This is a genomic window from Pseudoalteromonas nigrifaciens, from assembly GCF_002221505.1.
GTDB classification, from domain to species: domain Bacteria; phylum Pseudomonadota; class Gammaproteobacteria; order Enterobacterales; family Alteromonadaceae; genus Pseudoalteromonas; species Pseudoalteromonas nigrifaciens.
Genome location: NZ_CP011036.1, coordinates 1756980 through 1778181, shown reverse-complemented (window position 1 = coordinate 1778181; position 21202 = coordinate 1756980). Strand labels below are relative to the sequence as shown.

Sequence of the window (21202 nt, the reverse complement as noted above, 5' to 3'; positions counted from 1 at the left end):
ATGGCATTTTCAATAAAATTAAACACAGCACGTTACACAGCACAATTGGCATTTAGTGATCGCGTTACTAACCAAAGCATGTTTTCGCTACTGGCAAAAATGGACCCACAGGGGGAGTTAATCGACAACTGCGACGGTAATATAAAAGCGGCATTTGCAACCTTAGTTGCCGATAAGCTTTTTGCAATACATCACGTGCACGAGGTTAACTCTCATGCCCATACAGCACGCCGTTTTAATACTATTTATCGTCATTTTCCACTGGTGTTTACTGAAGGTATGCACGATTGGGGCATTAAAATAATTGCCATTACCGACTCACCAACCTTCGAATTTGTAGCCCAGGAGGAAATAGCGTGAGCAACTTAATACAACAAATCAAAATTGCCCAAAAGGCTGCGGGTATCGACCAAGATACCCATCAACTTAATGTGTCGTACATTGCAGATGGCCGCACAAATACATGCACAGGGCTTAGTAAACTTGAACAACAGCAGCTGCTTGCTCGTTACCGCGCTATGAACCCTAATGCAGGTAAAAAGCAATTACCTGCACAGCTAAAAATGATTTACAGCCTATGGGGGCAGCTGCACCGAGCAGGCGCGGTAAATGTAGATTCTAAGCAGGCTTGCGACGCGTTTTGCGAAAAACATTTACAAGGTAAAACCCTGTATAAAAGTGCGCAGCAGTGGCCGCATATTATAGAGGTGCTTAAGCAATGGCTTGCACGTCAAAAGGCTAAGCAGGGGGCTTAAATGGCTAATTACGAAGAGTACCAAAACTTTACTATTAACCCACGCAACCCGCAGTACCAAGAGGTGTTAAATCGCCGCGCAGTAAAAGCGGGCGACGTTAAAAAAAGTAAAGCCAGGCGCAATGTTGAAGCCTACAAAGAGCAGCGTGAAATTGACCGCGAATATAATTTAGAACACTTACTGGAGGGTGATTAATGAGTTCAGTAACAATTGATATGCGTGCATTGCCTTATGGTTTGCGCAGCATAGTTAAGCACTTGGGGGTTGAAAAAACGATTGCTATTTTAACCGAAAAACAAGGGCAAATGTTTTATATACCTAAGCAGCCAACAGCTGATCACGAAGTGGTTAAAATTTTTGGTATGGATGTAGTTAACGAGCTACTAGCAGAATACGAAACTAAGCATTACCAAATGCCCATGTTACACAAAGTACTAATGCAAATTCGTAACCAAGAAATATGCAAAGAGCTGGATAACAAAACCAGCACCATTCAACAGCTGGTAATGCGTTTTAAAATTACGCGTCAGCAAATAACCAGTATTTACAGCGCGTATCAGTTAGAGCGTAATCATGAAACGCAGCTCAATCTAAGTTTGTAGGAGTTATTAAAATGAAATTAGGTGAAATAACACAGTTTGATGTACATGCGAAATGCCCGCATTGCGAAAATGAAACAACGGTTTATCAAAGTGAATTAAAGGATGAGGAAGCAGACTGCCAGCACTGTGATGAAAGCTTTCAAGTGAAATTAGATGCAGATTATTAGGGGAATATAATGAGTAGCAATACTGAAAATAAAACATGTAACTGTTTTGCTGAAACGTTAGAGCGCGTTAAAAACCATTTAACAGATCAAGGTAAAATACCTGCTGGCGCTATTGATAGTGACTTTAGGTGGCAGGGGCAAGCGTACATACTTTCTGGGGGTGAGTACGCGCCTGTCAATCCTAAAATTGAAGTTAAATATAGATCGCCTAAAAAACATGGTGGCCATGCACGAAACATGTCAAAAATAGACATGACAATTATGGCTACTCATTGCTGTTATTGCGGCCGTGAATATCAAAGGAAAAATGCTTAGCAATGCAAAGCAATAACTTTGTATTGCTCACGGCTTTACAGCTTAGCGGCGGCGCTAAGCCAAAGCCGTGGCAGTACGAACACAGTTTAAATTTGTTTAACCGGTATATAAACCAACGCAAGTTATTTGGCCTAGATACAACAGGCATGATGGACGAATACCGCGAAGCATATAAAGAAATTAAGGGTAAATAATGGCAACTGAATACCAAACTTACGTAGTTAAATTTGAAGGCGAGGCACCTCAAGTCACCGCTGGCATGAACATTAACGGAGGGAGTCTGCGCCGTGTATGTTTTAACAACCAAATGGCATTAAACGATGATGCGAGACAATTAATTGAAGATGCACTGGAAGAATGCACGCTTACAGATCGCCAAGTTAACGACCTGCTAAACGAACTTTTAACACTACTTTAAACCCTGTTTAAATCTTATTTAAACTAATTGGCTTATGGCTCTTGTAATCATAAGCCAATTTGCTTTAACCTAATATAACACCTCTACAGCGCCTAGCTGAAAACAACTTTACAGCGGTTTATTTCCCCCTAAATTGATTTACTTACTGTATGACAAATACAGTGCATATCCCAATTATTGAGCATTTAGCTCAGCAAATAATTAAAGCCAGTTCTAAAGCCGAGCAAATCGCTATTTCGCGTCGTTGCCCGCTACAAGACCTGCCAGCATTGCGTGCCCGTGTTAAACAGCTGCTTAACCCTGCGGCTAAAAAACCACTTCGCAATACGCGCTTACCTGCCTGTTATGTCCTAACTAAACAACGTTTAACTAAAATCACAAGGACTAAACAGCATGGCACTTAAACAACGTGTGGCGGTTCCTTTAGCACCCAGCTTTATATTTCAAGAACTGGTACCTAAAGCAACCTTTGAACTATTTAAAGATTCACCTCTATTTTTAATCAATTGCTTTGATGCTCGTGCGCTGCGCATGTTGCAAAAACTACGTGAAAAGTTTGGCCCATGCACTGTAAACAACTGGTATTGGGGCGGCGCTAATCAATACCGTGGTTATCGTCCACTTGATTGCACCATTGGTGCTAAGCGCAGCCAGCACAAACTTGGCAAAGGGTTTGACTGCAGCTTTAAAAATTACACTGCTCAACAAGTACGTGATTACGTATTAGCCCACCCTGAAGAGTTTCCAGACATTACCGCCATTGAAGGTTTAGTAAGTTGGTTTCATTTTGATGTACGCACGCCTACGTGGACGGGCATTAAAGTATTTAACCCGTAAGGATTAGCCAATGACCCCAGAACAAGAAAACCTACTTTTTGAATCTATTGGCTCTATTAAAGCAAGCCAAGAGGCCATTTTAACCAGTGTTGCTGAGATAAAAGCCGATATTCATCATAGTATCGAAAAAAGCGAAGCACGCCAAAAAGTAGTAACCGACGCATTAAAAACCGATTTAAAAGAAAGCGAAAAACGCCAACTTATCGCAATTAATAAACACGATGAACGGTTAAAAAGTGTTGAAGAAAAACTTACTAACCAGCGGCTTAAAGTAGCGGCTATGGGTGGGTCTGCGGGTTTGGCGGTAACGTTAATCGCCTACGCCGTAAAAAATGGATTGATGAACTAATGGCACACCCCGCAGAGAAAAAAAACGCAGTACGCCACAGCTATGTAACCGAGCTACTAGCACTGAGTGTTGCGGGTATTAAACACAGTGTGGCCGATGGCACCGCACGACGCTGGAAAATGGAAGCCAAAGACAATGGCGACGATTGGGATTTAGCCCGCGCAGCAAGCCGACGAAGTGAAGGCACTGCAGGGGAGTTTACTACCGACTTTATTGAAGAGTTTACTATTCAAGTAAACGAAACCTTTGAGCTTTTAAAGTCAGCTGAAGGCGCTGCGCTACCACTTGAACAACGCACCAAGGTTTTAAGCTCACTAACCGACATGATGAGCAAAGTAATGAAAGTGTCGGGCGGTAATAAACGCCTTGAAAAACGTACCATTGCAACCGAGGTACTTAAAATTTTGGCTAAGTTTGTATCAACCAAATACCCAGAGTTTGCTCCTGAGTTTGTTGAAATACTCACGGCGTTTGGTCCACGGCTCGATAAGGAGTTAGACGACTAATGGCCGATATGAACTCACGTGAATTTTTAGCTGAAATAGAACAAATAACCGGTTCTCTGCGCCGCGATATTGAAGCAAAAGAGCGCAATATAGATCCAAGCCCAGCCGCCATTAAACAGCGCCGCAAACGCGTACTGGGTGGCGATTTTGAGTTTTTTGTATACACCTACTTTCCGCATCATATGTGGCTTGATGACGACCAAAATGCGTCTGAATTTCAAAGCTATTTTATGAAGTGGTTTCCCGAAGCACTCAAGCTTAAAAATGGCTGGAAAAACTGGTTTGTAGCCCCGCGTGGTGAGGGCAAAAGTACCCTAGGGGTAAAAATTGCGCCTGTGTATGTAGCTGTGCTGGCGCTATTGCAAGACCCTGAAATTTGCCAAGACCTGGGCTTAGAAAAAATAAAGCAATTTATTGATTTTGTAATTTTGTTTGGCGCTGAAACAAAAATGCCAACCAAAACATTAGAGGTAGTTAAAACCGAACTGCTTAACAATAATAACTTGGCGCTAGACTTTCCTGAGGTGTGCACAGCATCACCTGTGTGGAAATTGGGTGAGTTTGTAACAGCTCAAGGTGTGCGCTTTGAAAGCCGGGGTGCTGAGCAGTCAGTTCGCGGTACGTTCCACGGAGCTAGTCGCCCTAAGTTACTGCTCTCTGATGACATTATTACCGATGCTGAAGCTAAATCGCCGACTGAGCGCGATAACCGTTGGCGCTTTTTAGAAGCCGCGGTGCAATACCTAGGCCCGCCTGATGGCAGCGTTAAGTTTTTAGGTGTTAATACAGTTTTAAATAATGACGACCCAATAAGCCGCGCCGAAGATGCGCCTGGCCATATCGTTCATCGCTTTAAAGCCATTAAGCAAATGCCTGAACGCATGGATTTATGGGAACAATGTCGCGATTTAATGGTGCACGACGATAAGCGCTTTGAAAAACGCGCTGCCACTAAAGGCGAAGCCGTTTCAACTGAGGCTAAACCGTCGTTTAAGTTTTGGCTAAAAAATAAAAAGCAAATGCTTAAGGGCGCTAAAACCAGCTGGCCAAGTGTGCGAACGCTTTACGATTTAATGTGTATGTGGGCAGCTAATAAACGCGAATTTAACCGTGAAATGCAAGGCATTGCCAAAAGCGATGAAGAGTCTATTTTTTACCAATTCGATTTTTGGGTAGATCGCTTAAACGAGTGGGTGCCTTATGGTGCATGTGATCCAAGTATGGGTAAAACCGAAAAAGCCGACCCCAGCGCTATATTAGTGGGATTTTATTCTCAAGATTTACACAAGCTGCACGTTGAATACGAAAGCCGCAAAGTACGTGGTACCAGCCGTTTGCTTAACGATTTAATACGTGCGCAAAAAGAATATAACTGCCGTGTGTGGGGTTTTGAAAACAATAATGCGTTTGATTTTATGCGCAGCCAGTTTATTAAAACGGGGTTAGAGCAAGGCATTGCACTGCCACTGCGTGGAGTTACTGCAACTATACCTGCAGAAGAGCGCATAGGCTCACTTGAAACTTATGTAACCAATACACCGGCTCAAATTGCGTTTCATACGCGGTGCCGTTTACTACTCGACGAGCTAGAAAACTGGCCCGAAAAACAAACCATGCATCACTACGATTTAAGCTGTGCACTTGCCATTTTATGGATGGTGTCGAGCACTGGTGCAGGCGGTATTCCGCGTGTAAGTAGCCGCAAAGTAACTAAACAAATAAGAGGCTATTATGTTTAAAAGCAAGCCACGTATAACATCTAAAGCATACGCTGCACTTAATCGTATGTTTGATCAAAACCGATTAGATCCTAGCCTTACATCGCTTATTACTGAGCTGCCTAATCCAGACCCTATTTTACGCCGTGCAGGCAAAAACACGGCTATTTACGAAGAAATTTCGCGCGATGCGCATGTAATAGGTGAGTTGCGCTCTTTGCGTAGTGGTTTATTTAGCTTTAATACCGAGCTAGTACCAGGTGGCGACGATGCCGCAAGCTTAAAAAGCTATGAACTTGCTAAGGCATTTTTTGCTAAAAAGCCATGCCACCATACCGAGTGGGCCGATATGGATTGGCACAACTACAGCGCTATTTTAAACGGTTTTAGTGTTACCCACTTGGGCAAATACATAAAACATAATGGCAACTGGCAACCCGAATATGTAGAAACCTGGCGCAATAGTCGCTTTGCGTTTAGTAGCGATAGTGAGCTGATGGTAAAAACCAGCGAAAATCCACAGGGCGAGTTAGTTGATCACCGTCGTTGGTCGTGTGTTCGCCATATGCCGAGCGCCGAAAACCCATACGGCATTGCATTACTTAGCAGCTGTTTTTGGCCATGGACCTTTAAACACGGTGGTTTTAAGTTTTTTGTACAGCTGTGTGAGCGTTTTGGTATTCCTTTTCCTGTGGGTAAATACCCGGTTGGCTCACAAGATAAAGACATAGACAACTTATTAAATGGCCTTGCCAAACTAGTGCAAGACGGTATTGCTGCTATTCCTGATGATACAACAATTGAAATAATAGAAAGCAAATTATCGGGCGAGCCAGTTCCTGAGCGCCTAGTTAACTTTTGTAATGCCGAAATAAGTAAAGCACTCACTAGCCAAACATTAGCCACTGAACAAAAAGGCGGTGGCGCACGTGCTGCCAGCGAAACTCACGCAAAACGTGCGGGCGATAATCAACGATCAGACAGGGCACTTGTAGCGTCTTTTCGTAATCAAATAACCAATGCTCTGCACACAGTAAATTTTGATGGTGGCGAACCCCCGAAATTTATTTTTAAAGATAAACGCGAAATAAACAGCGAAACGGTAACTCGCGTGCGCGAATCAGCACGCCTTGTGCCTATTGGTGTTGATTGGGCTTACAACGAACTTGGCATACCAAAACCGAATGACAGCGAAGCTATTTTAGACATTCCCGAAGAAAGTAAAGGCATTGCTACGGCAGCTAAGTCTGAGTTTGCTAAAGCATTAAGTAACAACGTTGAGCTGACAGACGAATTTGATGTGTTTGATCACGCTACCGACGACACCATTAAAAAGCTTTTTCATTTTGCTCAGGCATCTAAAGACCTGGACGAACTTAAACAAAAAATCACCTCACAATTTCCCGACATTTCAACCACTGCTTTGGCCCAAGTAGCCCAAACAGCAATGGAGTACGAGTATATGGCGGGTATGAATGAGGCTAATTCTAAAACTGTGGAGATAGATGATGAATGAAGTACCTGAAGGTTATTTAAAAGATGGCAAAGGCAATTTAGTCGCTGTTGCCAATGTAAAAGCAACTGATTTAATTAAAGACGAGTTTGTAAAAAAAGCCATTAAGTGCGCTGAAGATATGCAAGCCCAATTGGCTGAGTTTAAGCTCGCTTTAATGGCTGAAGCCGACGACTTTATAGAGCTATTAGCACAAGAACATGGCGTAAACCTTGGCGGTAAAAAAGGCAATGTGACTCTGCGCACCTTTGATAGCCAGTTAAAAGTAACCCTTCAAACACAAGAACGTATTGAGTTGGGCCCTGAATTAGCACTTGCTAAGCAGTTAATTGATCAATGCCTGGACGAATGGACTGAAGGCGGAAATCAAAATATTCGCGCTATTGTTAGCAATGTATTTAATACCGACAAGCAAGGCTCACTTAATCCACAGCGTATTTTAGGCTTGCGTAAGCTCGAAATATCTGACGATTCTGGCAAGTGGACTAAGGCAATGAATATTATTGCCGAGTCGGTTGGTGTTGTTGATTCATGCCGCTTTATACGTTTTTACAAACAAGACGATAAAGGCATTGAGCAACCTATTTCACTTGATATAGCAAAACTGTAGCGGGGCGCTTATGGCCATTACAAAAGAGCAGTGGGCAGAGATAGAAAAACACTTAGCTGGTTTGTTTAGCTCGGTTATTTTCAAGTACGGTGAGTTTGAAATCACCGTCACTCGTGGCCGTGTATCTGAGTCTAAAACAAGTTTAGTTGTGTACGTAGACGATGTAATTAAGGGCGCTTGGTTTATTGAAGATAAAGAACGCCCTTCATGTATTCCTGATGTGTGGCGTAAACGAACCCGCGCCAAATACACGTCTAAATCAATCAAAAATGCTGAAAAAATATGGGGTAAACGCCGTGCAAAAAAAGAAATGCCAGAGCTATATGAAAAAAATGAATACCACGTATGCGATTTTTCAACCGCTAAAAGCCTAGTTCGCCAATATAATAAGCTCGAAAATTTAGAGCTTATTAAAATTGGCGGCAAATCTTTTGCTGACTATATAAAGGTATCACCATGGACCCAGTAACAATAGCACTTGGCCTTGCAAAACTCACAGGCCTGGATAAAAAAATTGGCAGTTGGATAGGGGGCGATAATGGCGCAAAGGTTGCGTCTAAAGTGGTTGATATGGCACAAACCCTTACCAATGGTGGCACACCTGAGCAAGCATTAAATCTTGTTCAACAATCAAGTGCTTTGCAGCAAGAGTTAAGGCAAACCATTTTAAACCGTGAAAAAGAGCTTGATGATTTAGCGTTTAAAAATACCCAAAGTGCTCGCACCATGCAAATTCAGGCATTAAACCAAGATGATAAGTTTTCGAAACGTTTTATTTATTATTACGCGTGGTTTTGGTCGTTTTCTACTGTGGTATACATAGGTTGCATTACCTTTATAACTATACCCGATACTGCAACACGTTTTGCAGATACTATACTGGGCTTTATTTTAGGCACGGTTATAGCGTCAATCTTGAACTTTTTCTTTGGTAACAGCCGTGATAATTCACGTAGAAATGAAATTCAAGACATTCAACAGTCTCTAAAAGAGTACTAAAATGACTTTACCAGCTCCACAATATGGCGACCTTGTTAAATTCAAGGAAGCCATTTCTCACTTCAAAGACAAAATTAAGCTTACCAGCGAAAGCTATAAAGATTTGCAGGGCTTAATACACGCTAAAGCATTTACTGTGGCTGGAGCAACTGAACTCACAATACTTAATGACTTTTATAAAGCGGTTGATGCTGCAATTAGTGATGGCGAAACTATATCGGACTTTAGAAAACGTTTTGACAAAATAGTCGCTGATCATGGTTGGTCATACAATGGTAAGCGTGGCTGGCGCTCAAAAGTTATCTATCAGAATAATAAAAATACCGCGCGGGCGGCTGGCCGTTGGCAACAACAAGCGCGTTTAAAAGAGCGCAGACCTTACTTATTATATTTAACCGCTGGCGATAGTCGTGTAAGACCTGATCACAATAAGTGGAATTACATTTTACTGCCTGTTGACCATCCGTTTTGGGATACGCATTATCCGCCAAATGGTTATAACTGTAGGTGTAAGGTCGTATCACTTAACGCACGTGATATTGCACGAATGGGCTTATCAGTAACTAAGCCAGAATCGGTTAATAAGTTTATGGAGTCGTTCAAAGTAACAGACTCATCAACAGGCGAAGAACTTAATAAGTTACCTGGTATAGACTTAGGTTGGGATTATAATCCGGGCAAAGCCTGGTTGGGTGCGGATATATCTGCGGGGAAATCGGTAATAAATCTTTCAAAGGATTTACAAGCATTGGCGGTACCACAATTTAACGAAGCGGTTTTAAAGTCTCAGCAGTACTATATAAAGCAGGTAAATTTAAAAGCAGCAAAGGTAGCGCTTAATAAGTCAGTACCAGATGGCCAAGAATTTACGCTAGGGCACTTGCCTGTTAATTTACTAAACGAACTGTCACGTAAAAACGCACCTATATATAGTAGCACTATTACAATAAGCAGCTCTCAGATTGAAAAGCTGTTAGCTGGGCAACTTAGCATTGAGCAAATACACAACCTAATGAACGCTGTTCAAAATCCAAATACGTTTGCTTATATAGGTAATCAACTAAAATTATCGTATCAAGGTTTCATGGTCACAATAGAACTAGGCCCACAGTTTAATACCATCGTAGCTGCTGAAAAACTTTAAACATTGGCAGTTATAAATATTTAAAGAGCGTTTAAATGGCGTTTAAAGACCGTTTGAATAAACTTAAACGATCAACAATGATCTAATTCTAAACGTATAATGAGCAGGAATGATTGGGGAATGAGTCAGTTTGAACAGGTTTCGTCTAAAACCATGCGTAATTTAAATTTAGTAGTTTTTGCGCTCGTGGCCACCAAAGCCTAGTAATAATGCGGGTTTGCTAAACGTGAGGGCGAAAATCCATATCCCATCATTATTCCAAGAATGAACAGCCCCTTACAGTAAGCAGCAAAATTCCGTTATTTGAATTGAAAATATAGCAAAGGCATAACAATATACTTGCAGACTGGTTAGTTATAGATAGGTGCGCTTTATAAACAAGGAGAACTTTAACCGCTAAATTATCAGCGGGCTTGTTTTATACAAATACATGTTTAAATAACAAACTTGCTTTATAGGGCTCATGTAAGTAAAGCATCCATATTTAAAGTTATGTATTCGTAGTAGTAGGAAAGCAGCTGTATTGAATTTACTTAAAAACGTAAAATACACTTAATAATCTCGTAACGAGAAGGCTTACAACACACATAGTTATACTGAATAGCTTATTTCAAACTCTATTTAACATAATATAAATTATAGGTAGTTGTATATGTATTAATAAGGAGTGCTATATATTCTCTTTATTAGTCCTGCAATGTCCAATACTAGACGGTATCGGACATTAAAGAGGTTTTTATCTAAGTTAGTTATTCTCAGTTTGGTACATTTAAATTTAATTAATATTTTCTAATGTATGTAATCTAATGCATGGAATATTATATTTAGGTTTTCATTTAAAATATAAGTTACTCAATACTTAGTAAACGCTCGGCCGTGTATTCGTTAGTAATAAGCCCACTAATCATTTTAGATCTTAGCGCACCTAAAATGGCTAATACTTTTTCTTCTCCGGCAGCTATGGCAAAAATTTGTTTATCTGAATTAACTTTTAATGGCGTACTTGCTACTCGTTGATTAACATTACAATCTAATAACTTACCATTTTTATCAAACACCCAGCTTATCATTTCTCCTACAGCACCTTGCTGTTGTAACTCTTGGAGTTCGTCAAGGCTTACAAAACCGTCTTTATGAAGTGGCGAATTTAATCCTAAATTACCAACGCCTACAAATGTAACATCTGCATTCGTGGCTAATTTTAAATTACTAGCAACATTCTGCTGTGAATGCAGTTGCTGCTTTTCCTCAATGGTGCGTGGCAAAACTGGTAATGGCATAGGGTAATGTTTGGCATTTATATGTTCCGCCATTCTTACTACTACATCGTATGGCGATGCTGATCCGTCTAATGCCATATTGCCTAACATGGCAACTATTTTATGTTGTTGGCAATCTTGTGTTCGCAGCTCATCTACGCATGCGCGTAAAACTCGCCCAGTTCCCATTGCAATAACTTTTGGTTGTGGTGATTTTAAATGGCGTTCTATTTCAGCCGCACCAGCTTGTGCCAAACCTAATGTAGATGAAGGTTCTGACGGATCACTAGGGACTACATCACAAGAGAGCAAACCAAAACGTGTTTTAATTTGTTCAGCCAAATCCATACATTTAGCAATAGGATGATCGAGTCTTACTTTTATTAATCCTTGGCTAACAGATAGCGCTACCATTCTTTGTGCCGATTGGCGTGAGGTATTAAGCTTTTTAGCTATTTCGTCTTGTGTTTTACCTGCAACATAATACAACCACCCTGCTCTTGCTGCGTCATCGAGTTTTCTAATTTCTGTATTAGATAGCTTGGCCACTGAAACCTCTTAAAATCAAAATAAATAGACTATTAAAATTGATTAACAGCAAAATATTTTTGTTAATTGAACGAATTATTTAATTGTTATTAGCCCTCTAAATATACCATTCATTTAATAAAAGTGTCGAATTTTCATGTTATTGCACTAATAGAAATCAAGTTAACGCTTTCTAATTGCTCACAACATATTTTTTCTATTACAGCTAAGTGCAAGTTATGGCCACAGCTATAAAAATTATAAAAACGTAAATGCGACCTGTAATGCACCTTTATTTTGCGCGGGGTTCCACATAGCTGTTGCCGATATAGGAAAATTATACTCTAATATTTGTAAGCTCTTGGAGTAAGTAAAACCTAAGTTAACTATATTAGCGTTATCATCATAAAAGTTTTGCTGATCTAAAAAAGAAAAAGCACCACCAATAAATACAGAGACTTGCTCATCTAATTCATTACCCTTCCACACGGGCATGCTAGCTTCGAGATAGTTAGTGTAAGCTTGTTTGTTTTTTCCTGAACTTTCATCTAAATAGGTATCTATCCCTTGAACTATTACTGAGTTGTAAAGTGATAATGGCATTTCGCCCGCAAAGGTATAACCAAGACCGACATCAATAAAGTTTCCGGTTTTATCCGGATCGCTTGAATAGTCAAAAATATCTACATTATTAATCGACGAGTGGTTCCCATGATTAACAATTTCAATGAACAGCTGCTCTGAAAACTTATAAGAAGCAAAATAAGTAAACTCCTGATACTCACCATCAAAAGAGGTCCCACCCCATAAACCTAAGGTGATTTTATTATCCGCCGTTTTATAAGTTAATTCACCAGCAACCATTGGGCCTGGCGTTACAATTGAGCCATGCCATAAGTGATTTGTTTTAAATTCTAACCCTAAATTAAAATCGTTGCTGTGTACCTGGCTACTATAAGTCGCTATTGCTGCCGTTAGTGTTAATACATGTTTAGCTTTCATAAATATGCTTCTTTGGTTGTATAAGCTCTGCGTTTGGCTTGAGTTATATAGTGCTAAATTACAGTATGGGCATAAGCCCTTGCTGTGGTCATAATCCCAGCAAGAGGTTCGTACGTCAACTATTTAAATAACAAAAAATTCACAATGCGTTACCTTGCAATAATAAGCAAATTATATCAGTAGGTTAAAACACCATAATTGTTAATTTGTTTTTTATTAATTAAACGTAAATCACTTACAACGTAAATTTTTACAATATTAAAGGATAAGTAATGCGCGGAGGTTATTTAATAAAACGACAAAGTAGCTAAAAATCATTTAAATCAGTTATTAATGACTGTTTTTTAGTTACTGTCTTGAGCTTATGAGGTGGTTAGCTTAGTATTGAAAGTACTCAAATGGTATTAACAATAGAAGTAACAACATATGGAATTTGTGCACCCACTAGAACCTATTTTAATTATTGATGATACAAAAAACAGTCGCGACTATCTAAACCAAATTTTAACGGATCTTGGTTATGAAGATATTCTTGAGTGTGAAGATTTTGATTGTGCAAAACCGCTGCTTAGCGAAAAGTCCCCAAAGGTTATATTTTTAGATGTCGAAATACCTGACTCTGAAGGTAGTGATATTTTAACTTATATAAATAATTGCTATCCGCATATTCATGTTGTTATTTGCTTTGGCCATAACAGTTTCGAAAATGTAGAAAATACGTGGGAACTTGGTGCTAAAGGGGTTATAGCAAAACCGTTTAATGTACAAAAAGTAGATACAGTAATGAAGCGTTTAGAGCTCATTGAATAATATTAAGGTTAGTATGCAAAGTTCTGTTAGTGCAATTATCGATGATTTATCTAATGTTATTTTTGGTAAAAAACAACAAATAAAGCTCGCGCTCACCTGCTTATTTAGTGAAGGCCATTTACTAATTGAAGATTTACCTGGCATGGGTAAAACAACGTTATCGCATGCCTTAGCAGCCGTTTTAGGCTTGTCGTATCAACGGATACAATTTACCAGCGACTTACTCCCAGCCGACATATTAGGTACTAATGTATTTAATAGTAATGAACACAGTTTTAGCTTTCATAAAGGGCCTATTTTTAGCCAAGTTGTTTTAGCAGACGAAATAAACAGAGCGGGACCTAAAACACAAAGCGCCTTACTTGAGGCAATGGAAGAACAACAAGTTACTGTTGATGGTAAAAAGTATTCTCTTCCTACCCCATTTTTTGTTATTGCTACACAAAATCCATTACATCAATCAGGTACTTACCCTTTACCTGAGTCGCAGCTAGATCGTTTTTTAATGCGTATTAGCCTTGGTTTTCCGCCAAAAGAAGCCGAAAAAAGGCTGTTACTAAATATGCAAAAGCGTGACTACAGCCAGCTACCACAACGTATTACTGAGCAACAATTAGCTCAAATTCAAACTCAAATTAGCAATATTACACTTAGTAATCCTGTAATTGATTATATTATTGAATTAGTAAATTATACACGCGAAAGTAATAATTTTGCTGCATCGTTATCGCCACGCGCTAGCATGGCATTAGCAAAAGCTGCTAAATCATGGGCTTATATTGACGGTCGTGACTTTGTTATGCCTGAAGATGTGCAAGCAGTTTTTGCCAGTGTTTGTCAGCACCGTTTAGGGTTACACAATGAATCTGGCGAAGCGCAAGTTATACAAATATTAAAAGCTGTTATGGTTCCGGTATAGCATTTATGCCAAATAACAAAGCTAAGCGCCCTGCTTTATTTAAGTCATTTAAACGTGCCATATTTAATAAATTATTAAAAAATAAACATTTAAAACAGTCAATTACACTAGAACACAAAACTATTTATGTTTTTCCATCAGCCCTTGGCTGCTACTTTATTAGTGTAGCTATTTTAAATTTTGTGATGGGGATTAACTATCAAAACAACTTAATTTTGATCATGGCTTATTTAATGTTTGTGGTAATGATTATTGCTGTACTACTGGGTTACAGCAATGCAAAAGGGCTAACTGTTACTTTTAAAAATTCACTTTCGAGCTTTGCACCACAAAATCCGCAAGTTCAGTTTGCTGTACAAAGCCCCTCGATTTGCCAATCTGTGATGCTAATTTATCAAGGCGATCAACAAACGCAAATTAATCATGATGAAATAACCAATGCAGCCCAAACGCTAAGCTTACCACTACCCTATAACAAACGCGGATGTTACTCACTACAGCGAATAAAAATTGCCAGTAATTATCCCTTTGGCTTGATCACTGTTTGGAGCTACATTCAACTACAATCGAGTGTTTATATTTACCCTTCACTTGAAAAGGTGTTTAGTGACGCTCAGATAAATAGTCTAGCCGAGCAAGCCGAAAACGGTATTGCCAAACAACTCGGTAGTGAAGAGTTTGAAACATTAATACCGCACTTGCATGAAATGGGATTGCAAAGAATTTCTTGGAAACATTTTGCTAAAACACAGCAGTTATTAGTTAAAGAGTTTGTTGATTTTAAAGCTGCTGATGCATTATTTGATTTTGATTTAATGCATGGCGATACCGAGCAACGCTTAAACCAGCTGTGCTTTTTAGTATGTGAAGCAACAGAGAATAACAGCCCCTTTATGCTAAAACTACCAAGTAAAATAATAGCTACCAACGTAGGTGTGCAACATAAAACACTTTGTTTAGAATCACTTAGTACATTTAATGGTTATACAAAGTGACGGCAATAAAAAACATAAAAGTAATAAATTATTCACTGTGTTTTATATACAGCTGCTTAGTCGTGTTTTTTATTGCTCACTTACCAATTGTATTTATTAGTGTACTAGCGCTACTTTGTGCGTGGAACTTTTATGTAACCATAAGTAATAAAACTAAACCTAATGCCTGGTTGGCTAACGCTTTAGCAGCACTTGCTTTAGGGTTAATGCTTTTTAGTGTGGGATTTAGCGACACGGTTATTTTATTTGTGGCTATGTTGTTGCTTTCAAGCTTATTTAAGTTGTTACAGGCGAAAACTAAAAAGCATTATCATGTAATAACTACGCTGACATTTTTTTCGCTTTCGGCGGTTTATTTATTTAACCAAAGTATTTTAACTACTTTAGTAGTGAGTAGTTTGTACATTTTAAATTTTGCCGTACTAGGCTTGTTAGAATCAAAACATAATTTAAAAGTCGCATCTAAACAAAGCGGTAAATTACTATTATTGGCATTACCGCTGGCGGTATTTTTATTAATATTTTTACCAAAAATGCCGGCATTTTGGCAACTACCTGGGCCAAAGTTAGCTAAAACAGGTTTGTCTGAGCAAATAGATCCGTTTGATATTGCCAAGTTATCTAATTCAGATGAACTGGTGTTTAGAGCTAAATTTAATGATCTAGCACCTAAAGCTCCCCTGTATTGGCGAGTCTTAGTACACGATGAGTTTAACGGAAATGCGTGGCTCACTTCCAATTTATTAAAGCATAACAGCGTAACTCAAACTAAAACGCAACAAGTTAGTAGTTTAACAAAATACGACTATTCGATTATTGCCGAGCCCTCGAGTCAAAAGTGGTTATATGGGCTCATCTTTGCAACCAGTAATAACGATAACGTAGAGAGTGACTCACTGGGCTTACTGCGTAAAAAAAATTACCAAGCTAAAAGTGTGCAATACACAGCAAGCAGCTCTGCACTAACAAATGCTCCTTTATTACAGTGGCAAACTAAGCACTACAAACACTTAGTAAATAACGACAATAACAAAGCAAGTGCTCTTGCCTATAATTTAAAACAAAACTTAACCAGCGACCGTGATTTTTACAATGCATTACTACAGTACTTTATAGACAAAAAATTTAGTTATACGCTTAACCCGACGCCAATGAGCGGCAACAATACTATTGATCAGTTTATGTTTGAGCAACAACGTGGGTTTTGTGGCCACTATGCCAGTGCCGCAGCTTATATTTTTAGAAGTGCGGGTATACCGGCAAGAGTTGTCAGTGGTTATTTAGGTGGTGAGCTTAATACTGATAATAATACTTTATCTGTTCGCCAATATGATGCACATGCATGGGTAGAAGTGTATTTAGATAATGAAGGCTGGCAAATATTTGATGCCACAGCGGTGGTTGCTCCCGATAGGCTTACAGGATCGCTTTCACAAAATAATGAATTAAATAATGAGTTTAAAAGCAATCTCGACTTTGGTTTGGTCAGTTTAAGTAACTTTGCAGCTATTAATTGGCTAAGGCTAGAGCTAGAAAACTTAGATTATAAGTGGTCTAGCTGGGTACTTGGTTTTGATGATGAAAAACAAAACGACTTTTTAAAGTCTATTTTTGGCAGCAAAAATATTTGGCTGGTACCGCTGGCTGTAATTGTTATTTTAGGGCTGACTTTTGTTAGTTATTTTGTTTATTTAAATTGGCCTAAGCCCGCTACTAAATTAGCTCCTATGGTTAAAGAGTTTGAACAATTAATAAATTGGGCTAAAAAACGTAAACTTAAGATAGCCGATCATTTAACGCCTACTCAACAATTACAACACTTAGCATCGCAAGCGCCGCATGTTGAGCAACAATTACTCGAGTTTAGTCAGTTATTTAACCAAGTACGTTATGCTAAAAAACCATTTAATAAAGAACGTAAAACTCAGGCAAAATATCTGATAAAATTAATTAAATCTACGAAACAGAGAAATCTATGAATGCGGTTGTTATAGGCGTTTTATTAATGCTTGGGCTTACCTTGGTCCGCGTAAATGTTATTGTTGCAATGATAATAAGTGCCCTAGTTGCTGGTTTAACCGCTGGTTTGGGCTTAAAAGAAAGTATAGACGCCTTTAATTCGGGATTGTCGGCAGGTGCTGAAATAGCACTAAGTTATGCCATGTTAGGTGCTTTTGCAGTGGCTATTTCTAAGTCAGGTTTAACACGTATTTTAGCCGCAAAATTATTAGCTAAAGTTAATGCACAAAAAACTGGCAGTGAAACCCTGCTCAGTTATTTTATTTTATTTATAATAATGATCTGCGCCATTTCATCGCAAAACTTAGTGCCGGTTCATATCGCCTTTATTCCTATTCTTATTCCACCGCTGCTGGTAATTTTTAATAAACTTAGGCTGGATAGACGTGCAATAGCTTGTATATTAACTTTTGGTTTAGCTACTTCTTATATGGTACTACCGTATGGCTTTGGTGGTATTTACTTATATTCAATACTCCATAAAAATTTAGTGGATAACGGTTTAGAAATAATAAATACCCAAGTTCCTATGGCAATGATAATTCCGGCTTTGGGCATGTTTGCAGGTTTATTAATTGCAATATTTTTTAGTTACAGAAAACGTCGCGACTACGCAGCGCTTCCACTTACCATAGAAAGTAAAGAAACCACGGTAGAAAACCCAAAAAAGGTAATGTTAGTTGGCCTGTTTGCTGTACTTGCTTCACTTATTGCGCAAAACGCTAGCGGTTCAATGATTTTAGGCGGCTTAGTGGGTGTAATGATTTTTAGCGTTTTCGGTATCGTTAAATGGGAAGATAATGGCGACGTATTTAGTAAAGGCGTCGCTATGATGGCAATGATTGGTTTTATAATGATTTCTGCTCAAGGATTTGCAGCTGTTATGCAAGCTACAGGTCATGTGGCTAGTTTAGTACACAGTGGCGCTGAGTTATTTGCTGGGAATAAACCCATTGCGGCAGCGGTTATTTTATTAGTTGGATTGTTTATTACCATGGGTATAGGTAGCTCATTTTCAACCGTGCCAATTATAGCTACTTTATTTGTTCCTTTATGTTTAGAGCTGGGCTTTTCGGTTATGGCCACTGCTGCTTTAGTGGGTACGGCCGGTGCGTTAGGTGATGCAGGCTCCCCCGCTTCTGACTCTACACTTGGGCCAACTTCCGGGCTAAATGCTGATGGCCAGCACGACCACATTTGGGATTCAGTAGTGCCTACCTTTATTCACTTTAATATACCGTTATTAATATTTGGCTGGATAGCTGCCATGGTACTTTAACCTAAGTAATGTAAAACGATAACCTAATAATAGATTAGGTTATCGACCTCCCACCTTGATAATTTTTATTAAAATTGACTCTGCTGTTTAGCTATATCTTTTGCAATTAATTAGTATGATGTGTTCTTTTTGGGTGTTTAAATAAGCACTACTTAAAGTGCTTATTTTTAATAACATTAAAATATTTTATTCTAATGTTTACTTGTCAAAACCATAAATCATTTTATCGCAAACCACAGGCGTTGGTCTGTGATCATCATTTACTGCAACAAAGGTAAAGCTGCCACTAATAGCGGAATGCTTGTTATCATTATGCATAGTTTCTAGAAGTATATCGACATCAACTTTTAAACTGGTATTACCTACATGCACTACTTTTGCTATAAGTTCAGCGAAAGTACCAGCAGGAATAGCCTCTTTAAAGTCTACTCTATCTGATGAAATAGTAACTAAAGGCTTACGGCAAAAACGCGTTGCCGCTATAAAAGCAACCTCGTCCATCCAGGCTAAAGCGTCGCCACCAAATAAAGTGTTGTGGTGATTAGTTCGCCCCGGAAAAACTGTTTTAGTTACCGACGTGGTGGAATCTTTAATACGTTGCGCGATAATAGCATCGCGCTCTACTTGTGTCATAGTATCTACTTTTTATTAGCTAATTTGTCTTGCATTAATAAGGCCGGATCAAGGCGTTCACCTTGCCAGTTAAAACGCCAATCTAAATGCGGGCCTGTTACTCGCCCTGTTGCACCTATTTCAGCTATTTTACTACCTTGTTCAATTTTATCGCCCAGCTTTACATCAAGCTTACTTAAATGAATATAAGTAGAAGTAACGCCGTGGCCATGGTCTAAAATAAGTGTGCCACCTGAATAATAAATATCCGGCTGCGAAAACACCACAGTACCACTTATAGGTGCATACACAGGTGTGCCCGTTTTATTGGCTATATCTAAGCCAAAATGTGGTCTGCGTGGCTCGCCATTAAAATAACGTTGGCTACCATACACCCCAGATATACGCCCTTGTGCAGGTTTTAGCACAGGATCTAAAAAGTACAATAGGTCAGAATTAACTTGGCGCGCAGCTCTAATCGCAGCAGCCTCTTTACTTATACGTGCGCTGAGTTCTTTAGCCGGCGATACATATTTTTTAGCAACGCCGGTAATTTTATCAATTTGATAGTCGCGCTTAGTAATTACTAGGCTTTCAGTGTGCTCAACACCAGCTTTATCAACCCATTTAAGTGTGTGATTTGTTGGTGCATCGCGGCCAAAGCCAAATACAAAATCACCCTTACTCGAAAGCTTAAGTGTTTTGTCGTTAAAGCTAACCGACTGCGCGTTGCTAATATTACCGGTTACTAAACCGCCTTGAGTTAATTGCCCTTTTAGCTCAAGTGCCATTGCACTTAAGCTAGTAGAGGAAATTAACACGGCTGCTAATAATGTTTTAAGCATGGCTAATAGACCCTTTGCCTACTCCTTCGTAGGCCGTTATTTTTACCGCTTTTTCAGGATATTGTGCTTTTACCTGACCCGCTAAGTATTCTGCAATGCATTCAACCGTGGTATCGCTAGGTAGAATATCGCAACGCGATTCGCTAATAGCCATTTCAAAATAGCCTTGCGCTGAAGTATATGCAAAACATACATCGCCAGCTTTTGCGCTAACGTGCTGTAAATCGTCTGCCTTAATTTGATCCTCAGCGGTGGCTAAATAAATGTCTTGCCACTTTTGTGACCATTCTTTTTGCAGGCGAGGCATAGAAATACCATCTAAACTAATACCAATTTGAGAACGATGCCCATGAATAATACGTTGGCAATTACCATCATGCTTTTTAAGGCCATGGCTGTAATGGTAATAATAGCTTTGATTATGCTCTGGCTTCAATGACAGCTCAATTTTTTCTATATTATCTGGCAGTTGTGGCAAAATAGTCGCTATTAAAAAATCTGTAACCGATGCAATAGTTACTTCATCTGCGTTAATCATACAATAAGCTTGATGTGGAGCACTCATCGCCAAATGGTGGTTATCACCAAATGTACAATCTAATGTTTTATGGTCGCTAAATTCGCTAACCACGCCATTTAGATTATTAGGTACAGCTAAACGATGATCAATACACTCATCTATAATGCCTTTAATTTGCTTTTTAACTAAGCCAAAGTCTAATACCATAGACTCATCGTTTAGTTTGCCATGCAAAGTTAAATCAACAATCCAGCTCTCGCCAACTGCGCCGCGTTTATTACACAAGTAAGAAAAATCTATCACTGTTAGTGAGTTAACAAAAAGGATCATAAATTTCCTTTAAACAGGTTAAAAGTCAGCGGTAATTATAATGATTTATGATTGTAATTGCGCGGTTTAATCAGGCTAAAATCAATTACACCAATCGATTGATTAAAAAACCTGCTAAATTTAGCTTTTTTAACTGATCCGAGTTGTTCAG

28 protein-coding genes are annotated in these 21202 nt (G+C 39.1%); 23 read left to right on the top strand and 5 right to left on the bottom strand.

Going from position 1 to position 21202, the window contains the following annotated elements; translation table 11 throughout:
* From PNIG_RS08680 to PNIG_RS08600, 18 genes are all read left to right on the top strand, one after another.
* Entirely contained in the window at window positions 1-360 is a 360-nt protein-coding gene (locus PNIG_RS08680; RefSeq protein WP_089368288.1) for a hypothetical protein, read from the top strand.
* Complete coding sequence (locus tag PNIG_RS08675) at window positions 357-755, top strand: phage protein GemA/Gp16 family protein (protein WP_089368287.1); 399 nt, start codon at window positions 357-359, stop codon at window positions 753-755. The genes PNIG_RS08680 and PNIG_RS08675 overlap by 4 nt, the downstream gene beginning before the upstream one ends.
* Window positions 756-950, top strand: coding sequence for a hypothetical protein (locus tag PNIG_RS08670; protein ID WP_011328197.1), 195 nt, complete (start codon window positions 756-758; stop codon window positions 948-950).
* Window positions 950-1357: a Mor transcription activator family protein gene (locus PNIG_RS08665; protein ID WP_089368286.1), complete on the top strand. Its 408-nt coding sequence runs from the start codon at window positions 950-952 to the stop codon at window positions 1355-1357. The genes PNIG_RS08670 and PNIG_RS08665 overlap by 1 nt, the downstream gene beginning before the upstream one ends.
* Window positions 1358-1368: 11 nt before the next feature.
* Entirely contained in the window at window positions 1369-1524 is a 156-nt protein-coding gene (locus PNIG_RS20035; RefSeq protein ID WP_167376933.1) for a hypothetical protein, read from the top strand.
* A gap of 9 nt (window positions 1525-1533) precedes the next feature.
* Window positions 1534-1839 carry a hypothetical protein gene (locus tag PNIG_RS08660; RefSeq protein WP_089368285.1) on the top strand — a complete coding sequence of 102 codons (306 nt, stop codon included), beginning with the start codon at window positions 1534-1536 and terminating at the stop codon, window positions 1837-1839.
* 2 nt (window positions 1840-1841) lie between these two features.
* A complete protein-coding gene (locus PNIG_RS08655) occupies window positions 1842-2033 on the top strand; it encodes a hypothetical protein (protein WP_089368284.1) in 192 nt (63 codons plus the stop codon).
* Window positions 2033-2257 carry a hypothetical protein gene (locus tag PNIG_RS08650; RefSeq protein ID WP_089368283.1) on the top strand — a complete coding sequence of 75 codons (225 nt, stop codon included), beginning with the start codon at window positions 2033-2035 and terminating at the stop codon, window positions 2255-2257. Before PNIG_RS08655 ends, PNIG_RS08650 begins: the two co-directional genes overlap by 1 nt.
* A gap of 149 nt (window positions 2258-2406) precedes the next feature.
* Window positions 2407-2661: a hypothetical protein gene (locus PNIG_RS08645; protein WP_041454422.1), complete on the top strand. Its 255-nt coding sequence runs from the start codon at window positions 2407-2409 to the stop codon at window positions 2659-2661.
* Window positions 2651-3094: a hypothetical protein gene (locus PNIG_RS08640; protein ID WP_011328191.1), complete on the top strand. Its 444-nt coding sequence runs from the start codon at window positions 2651-2653 to the stop codon at window positions 3092-3094. Before PNIG_RS08645 ends, PNIG_RS08640 begins: the two co-directional genes overlap by 11 nt.
* Window positions 3095-3104: 10 nt before the next feature.
* Window positions 3105-3443, top strand: coding sequence for a hypothetical protein (locus tag PNIG_RS08635; RefSeq protein WP_089368282.1), 339 nt, complete (start codon window positions 3105-3107; stop codon window positions 3441-3443).
* Window positions 3443-3949, top strand: a complete 507-nt coding sequence (locus tag PNIG_RS08630; protein ID WP_011328189.1) for a DUF1804 family protein — start codon at window positions 3443-3445, stop codon at window positions 3947-3949. Before PNIG_RS08635 ends, PNIG_RS08630 begins: the two co-directional genes overlap by 1 nt.
* Entirely contained in the window at window positions 3949-5688 is a 1740-nt protein-coding gene (locus PNIG_RS08625) for a hypothetical protein (protein ID WP_089368281.1), read from the top strand. Before PNIG_RS08630 ends, PNIG_RS08625 begins: the two co-directional genes overlap by 1 nt.
* Window positions 5681-7183, top strand: coding sequence for a phage portal protein family protein (locus tag PNIG_RS08620; protein WP_089368280.1), 1503 nt, complete (start codon window positions 5681-5683; stop codon window positions 7181-7183). The genes PNIG_RS08625 and PNIG_RS08620 overlap by 8 nt, the downstream gene beginning before the upstream one ends.
* A complete protein-coding gene (locus PNIG_RS08615; RefSeq protein WP_232503362.1) occupies window positions 7173-7790 on the top strand; it encodes a DUF3164 family protein in 618 nt (205 codons plus the stop codon). Before PNIG_RS08620 ends, PNIG_RS08615 begins: the two co-directional genes overlap by 11 nt.
* 10 nt (window positions 7791-7800) lie before the next feature.
* Window positions 7801-8259, top strand: coding sequence for a hypothetical protein (locus tag PNIG_RS08610; protein WP_089368279.1), 459 nt, complete (start codon window positions 7801-7803; stop codon window positions 8257-8259).
* Window positions 8247-8789: a hypothetical protein gene (locus tag PNIG_RS08605; RefSeq protein ID WP_089368278.1), complete on the top strand. Its 543-nt coding sequence runs from the start codon at window positions 8247-8249 to the stop codon at window positions 8787-8789. Before PNIG_RS08610 ends, PNIG_RS08605 begins: the two co-directional genes overlap by 13 nt.
* Before the next feature lies 1 nt (window position 8790).
* Window positions 8791-9933, top strand: coding sequence for a phage head morphogenesis protein (locus PNIG_RS08600; protein ID WP_089368277.1), 1143 nt, complete (start codon window positions 8791-8793; stop codon window positions 9931-9933).
* A gap of 848 nt (window positions 9934-10781) precedes the next feature.
* Here PNIG_RS08600 and PNIG_RS08595 read toward each other — a convergent pair.
* The gene (locus PNIG_RS08595; RefSeq protein WP_086994123.1) at window positions 10782-11741 is read right to left on the bottom strand and encodes a sugar-binding transcriptional regulator; all 960 of its coding nucleotides are present in this window, start codon (window positions 11739-11741) and stop codon (window positions 10782-10784) included.
* 237 nt (window positions 11742-11978) lie between these two features.
* Window positions 11979-12722, bottom strand: coding sequence for a hypothetical protein (locus tag PNIG_RS08590; protein ID WP_089368276.1), 744 nt, complete (start codon window positions 12720-12722; stop codon window positions 11979-11981).
* A gap of 426 nt (window positions 12723-13148) precedes the next feature.
* Here PNIG_RS08590 and PNIG_RS08585 point away from each other — a divergent pair, with 426 nt between their 5' ends.
* The 5 genes from PNIG_RS08585 to PNIG_RS08565 are packed head-to-tail and all read left to right on the top strand — an operon-like array spanning window position 13149 to window position 18744.
* Window positions 13149-13532, top strand: a complete 384-nt coding sequence (locus PNIG_RS08585) for a response regulator (protein ID WP_086994129.1) — start codon at window positions 13149-13151, stop codon at window positions 13530-13532.
* Window positions 13533-13545: 13 nt separating this feature from the next.
* The gene (locus PNIG_RS08580; RefSeq protein WP_089368275.1) at window positions 13546-14451 is read left to right on the top strand and encodes an AAA family ATPase; all 906 of its coding nucleotides are present in this window, start codon (window positions 13546-13548) and stop codon (window positions 14449-14451) included.
* 5 nt (window positions 14452-14456) lie between these two features.
* Window positions 14457-15446 (top strand): DUF58 domain-containing protein, encoded by a 990-nt coding sequence (locus PNIG_RS08575; RefSeq protein ID WP_089368274.1) that lies wholly within the window; start codon window positions 14457-14459, stop codon window positions 15444-15446.
* Window positions 15443-17425: a transglutaminase TgpA family protein gene (locus tag PNIG_RS08570; RefSeq protein WP_089368273.1), complete on the top strand. Its 1983-nt coding sequence runs from the start codon at window positions 15443-15445 to the stop codon at window positions 17423-17425. The genes PNIG_RS08575 and PNIG_RS08570 overlap by 4 nt, the downstream gene beginning before the upstream one ends.
* Window positions 17422-18744, top strand: a complete 1323-nt coding sequence (locus tag PNIG_RS08565) for a Na+/H+ antiporter family protein (RefSeq protein WP_089368272.1) — start codon at window positions 17422-17424, stop codon at window positions 18742-18744. The genes PNIG_RS08570 and PNIG_RS08565 overlap by 4 nt, the downstream gene beginning before the upstream one ends.
* 198 nt (window positions 18745-18942) lie before the next feature.
* Here PNIG_RS08565 and PNIG_RS08560 read toward each other — a convergent pair whose 3' ends face one another.
* Genes PNIG_RS08560 through PNIG_RS08550 form a run of 3 tightly spaced genes read right to left on the bottom strand, consistent with a single transcriptional unit; the run spans window position 18943 to window position 21051 of the window.
* Entirely contained in the window at window positions 18943-19377 is a 435-nt protein-coding gene (locus tag PNIG_RS08560; protein WP_011328175.1) for an acyl-CoA thioesterase, read from the bottom strand.
* A gap of 5 nt (window positions 19378-19382) precedes the next feature.
* Complete coding sequence (locus tag PNIG_RS08555; protein WP_089368271.1) at window positions 19383-20201, bottom strand: M23 family metallopeptidase; 819 nt, start codon at window positions 20199-20201, stop codon at window positions 19383-19385.
* Window positions 20194-21051, bottom strand: coding sequence for a 6-carboxytetrahydropterin synthase (locus tag PNIG_RS08550; protein ID WP_089368270.1), 858 nt, complete (start codon window positions 21049-21051; stop codon window positions 20194-20196). Before PNIG_RS08550 ends, PNIG_RS08555 begins: the two co-directional genes overlap by 8 nt.
* Window positions 21052-21202: the final 151 nt, after the last annotated feature.

Excerpts from the sequence above, each read along its gene's own strand:
- PNIG_RS08630 (WP_011328189.1), top strand. The coding sequence starts at position 3,443 with ATGGCACACCCCGCAGAGAAAAAAAACGCAGTACGCCACAGCTATGTA.
- PNIG_RS08585 (WP_086994129.1), top strand. The coding sequence starts at position 13,149 with ATGGAATTTGTGCACCCACTAGAACCTATTTTAATTATTGATGATACA.
- PNIG_RS08610 (WP_089368279.1), top strand. The coding sequence starts at position 7,801 with ATGGCCATTACAAAAGAGCAGTGGGCAGAGATAGAAAAACACTTAGCT.
- PNIG_RS08565 (WP_089368272.1), top strand. The coding sequence starts at position 17,422 with ATGAATGCGGTTGTTATAGGCGTTTTATTAATGCTTGGGCTTACCTTG.
- PNIG_RS08660 (WP_089368285.1), top strand. The coding sequence starts at position 1,534 with ATGAGTAGCAATACTGAAAATAAAACATGTAACTGTTTTGCTGAAACG.
- PNIG_RS08600 (WP_089368277.1), top strand. The coding sequence starts at position 8,791 with ATGACTTTACCAGCTCCACAATATGGCGACCTTGTTAAATTCAAGGAA.
- PNIG_RS08580 (WP_089368275.1), top strand. The coding sequence starts at position 13,546 with ATGCAAAGTTCTGTTAGTGCAATTATCGATGATTTATCTAATGTTATT.
- PNIG_RS08560 (WP_011328175.1), bottom strand. The coding sequence starts at position 19,377 with ATGACACAAGTAGAGCGCGATGCTATTATCGCGCAACGTATTAAAGAT.
- PNIG_RS08670 (WP_011328197.1), top strand. The coding sequence starts at position 756 with ATGGCTAATTACGAAGAGTACCAAAACTTTACTATTAACCCACGCAAC.
- PNIG_RS08550 (WP_089368270.1), bottom strand. The coding sequence starts at position 21,051 with ATGATCCTTTTTGTTAACTCACTAACAGTGATAGATTTTTCTTACTTG.
- PNIG_RS08645 (WP_041454422.1), top strand. The coding sequence starts at position 2,407 with ATGACAAATACAGTGCATATCCCAATTATTGAGCATTTAGCTCAGCAA.
- PNIG_RS08625 (WP_089368281.1), top strand. The coding sequence starts at position 3,949 with ATGGCCGATATGAACTCACGTGAATTTTTAGCTGAAATAGAACAAATA.
- PNIG_RS08575 (WP_089368274.1), top strand. The coding sequence starts at position 14,457 with ATGCCAAATAACAAAGCTAAGCGCCCTGCTTTATTTAAGTCATTTAAA.
- PNIG_RS08555 (WP_089368271.1), bottom strand. The coding sequence starts at position 20,201 with ATGCTTAAAACATTATTAGCAGCCGTGTTAATTTCCTCTACTAGCTTA.
- PNIG_RS08605 (WP_089368278.1), top strand. The coding sequence starts at position 8,247 with ATGGACCCAGTAACAATAGCACTTGGCCTTGCAAAACTCACAGGCCTG.
- PNIG_RS08650 (WP_089368283.1), top strand. The coding sequence starts at position 2,033 with ATGGCAACTGAATACCAAACTTACGTAGTTAAATTTGAAGGCGAGGCA.
- PNIG_RS08680 (WP_089368288.1), top strand. The coding sequence starts at position 1 with ATGGCATTTTCAATAAAATTAAACACAGCACGTTACACAGCACAATTG.
- PNIG_RS08655 (WP_089368284.1), top strand. The coding sequence starts at position 1,842 with ATGCAAAGCAATAACTTTGTATTGCTCACGGCTTTACAGCTTAGCGGC.
- PNIG_RS08640 (WP_011328191.1), top strand. The coding sequence starts at position 2,651 with ATGGCACTTAAACAACGTGTGGCGGTTCCTTTAGCACCCAGCTTTATA.
- PNIG_RS08590 (WP_089368276.1), bottom strand. The coding sequence starts at position 12,722 with ATGAAAGCTAAACATGTATTAACACTAACGGCAGCAATAGCGACTTAT.
- PNIG_RS08665 (WP_089368286.1), top strand. The coding sequence starts at position 950 with ATGAGTTCAGTAACAATTGATATGCGTGCATTGCCTTATGGTTTGCGC.
- PNIG_RS20035 (WP_167376933.1), top strand. The coding sequence starts at position 1,369 with ATGAAATTAGGTGAAATAACACAGTTTGATGTACATGCGAAATGCCCG.
- PNIG_RS08635 (WP_089368282.1), top strand. The coding sequence starts at position 3,105 with ATGACCCCAGAACAAGAAAACCTACTTTTTGAATCTATTGGCTCTATT.
- PNIG_RS08615 (WP_232503362.1), top strand. The coding sequence starts at position 7,173 with ATGATGAATGAAGTACCTGAAGGTTATTTAAAAGATGGCAAAGGCAAT.
- PNIG_RS08620 (WP_089368280.1), top strand. The coding sequence starts at position 5,681 with ATGTTTAAAAGCAAGCCACGTATAACATCTAAAGCATACGCTGCACTT.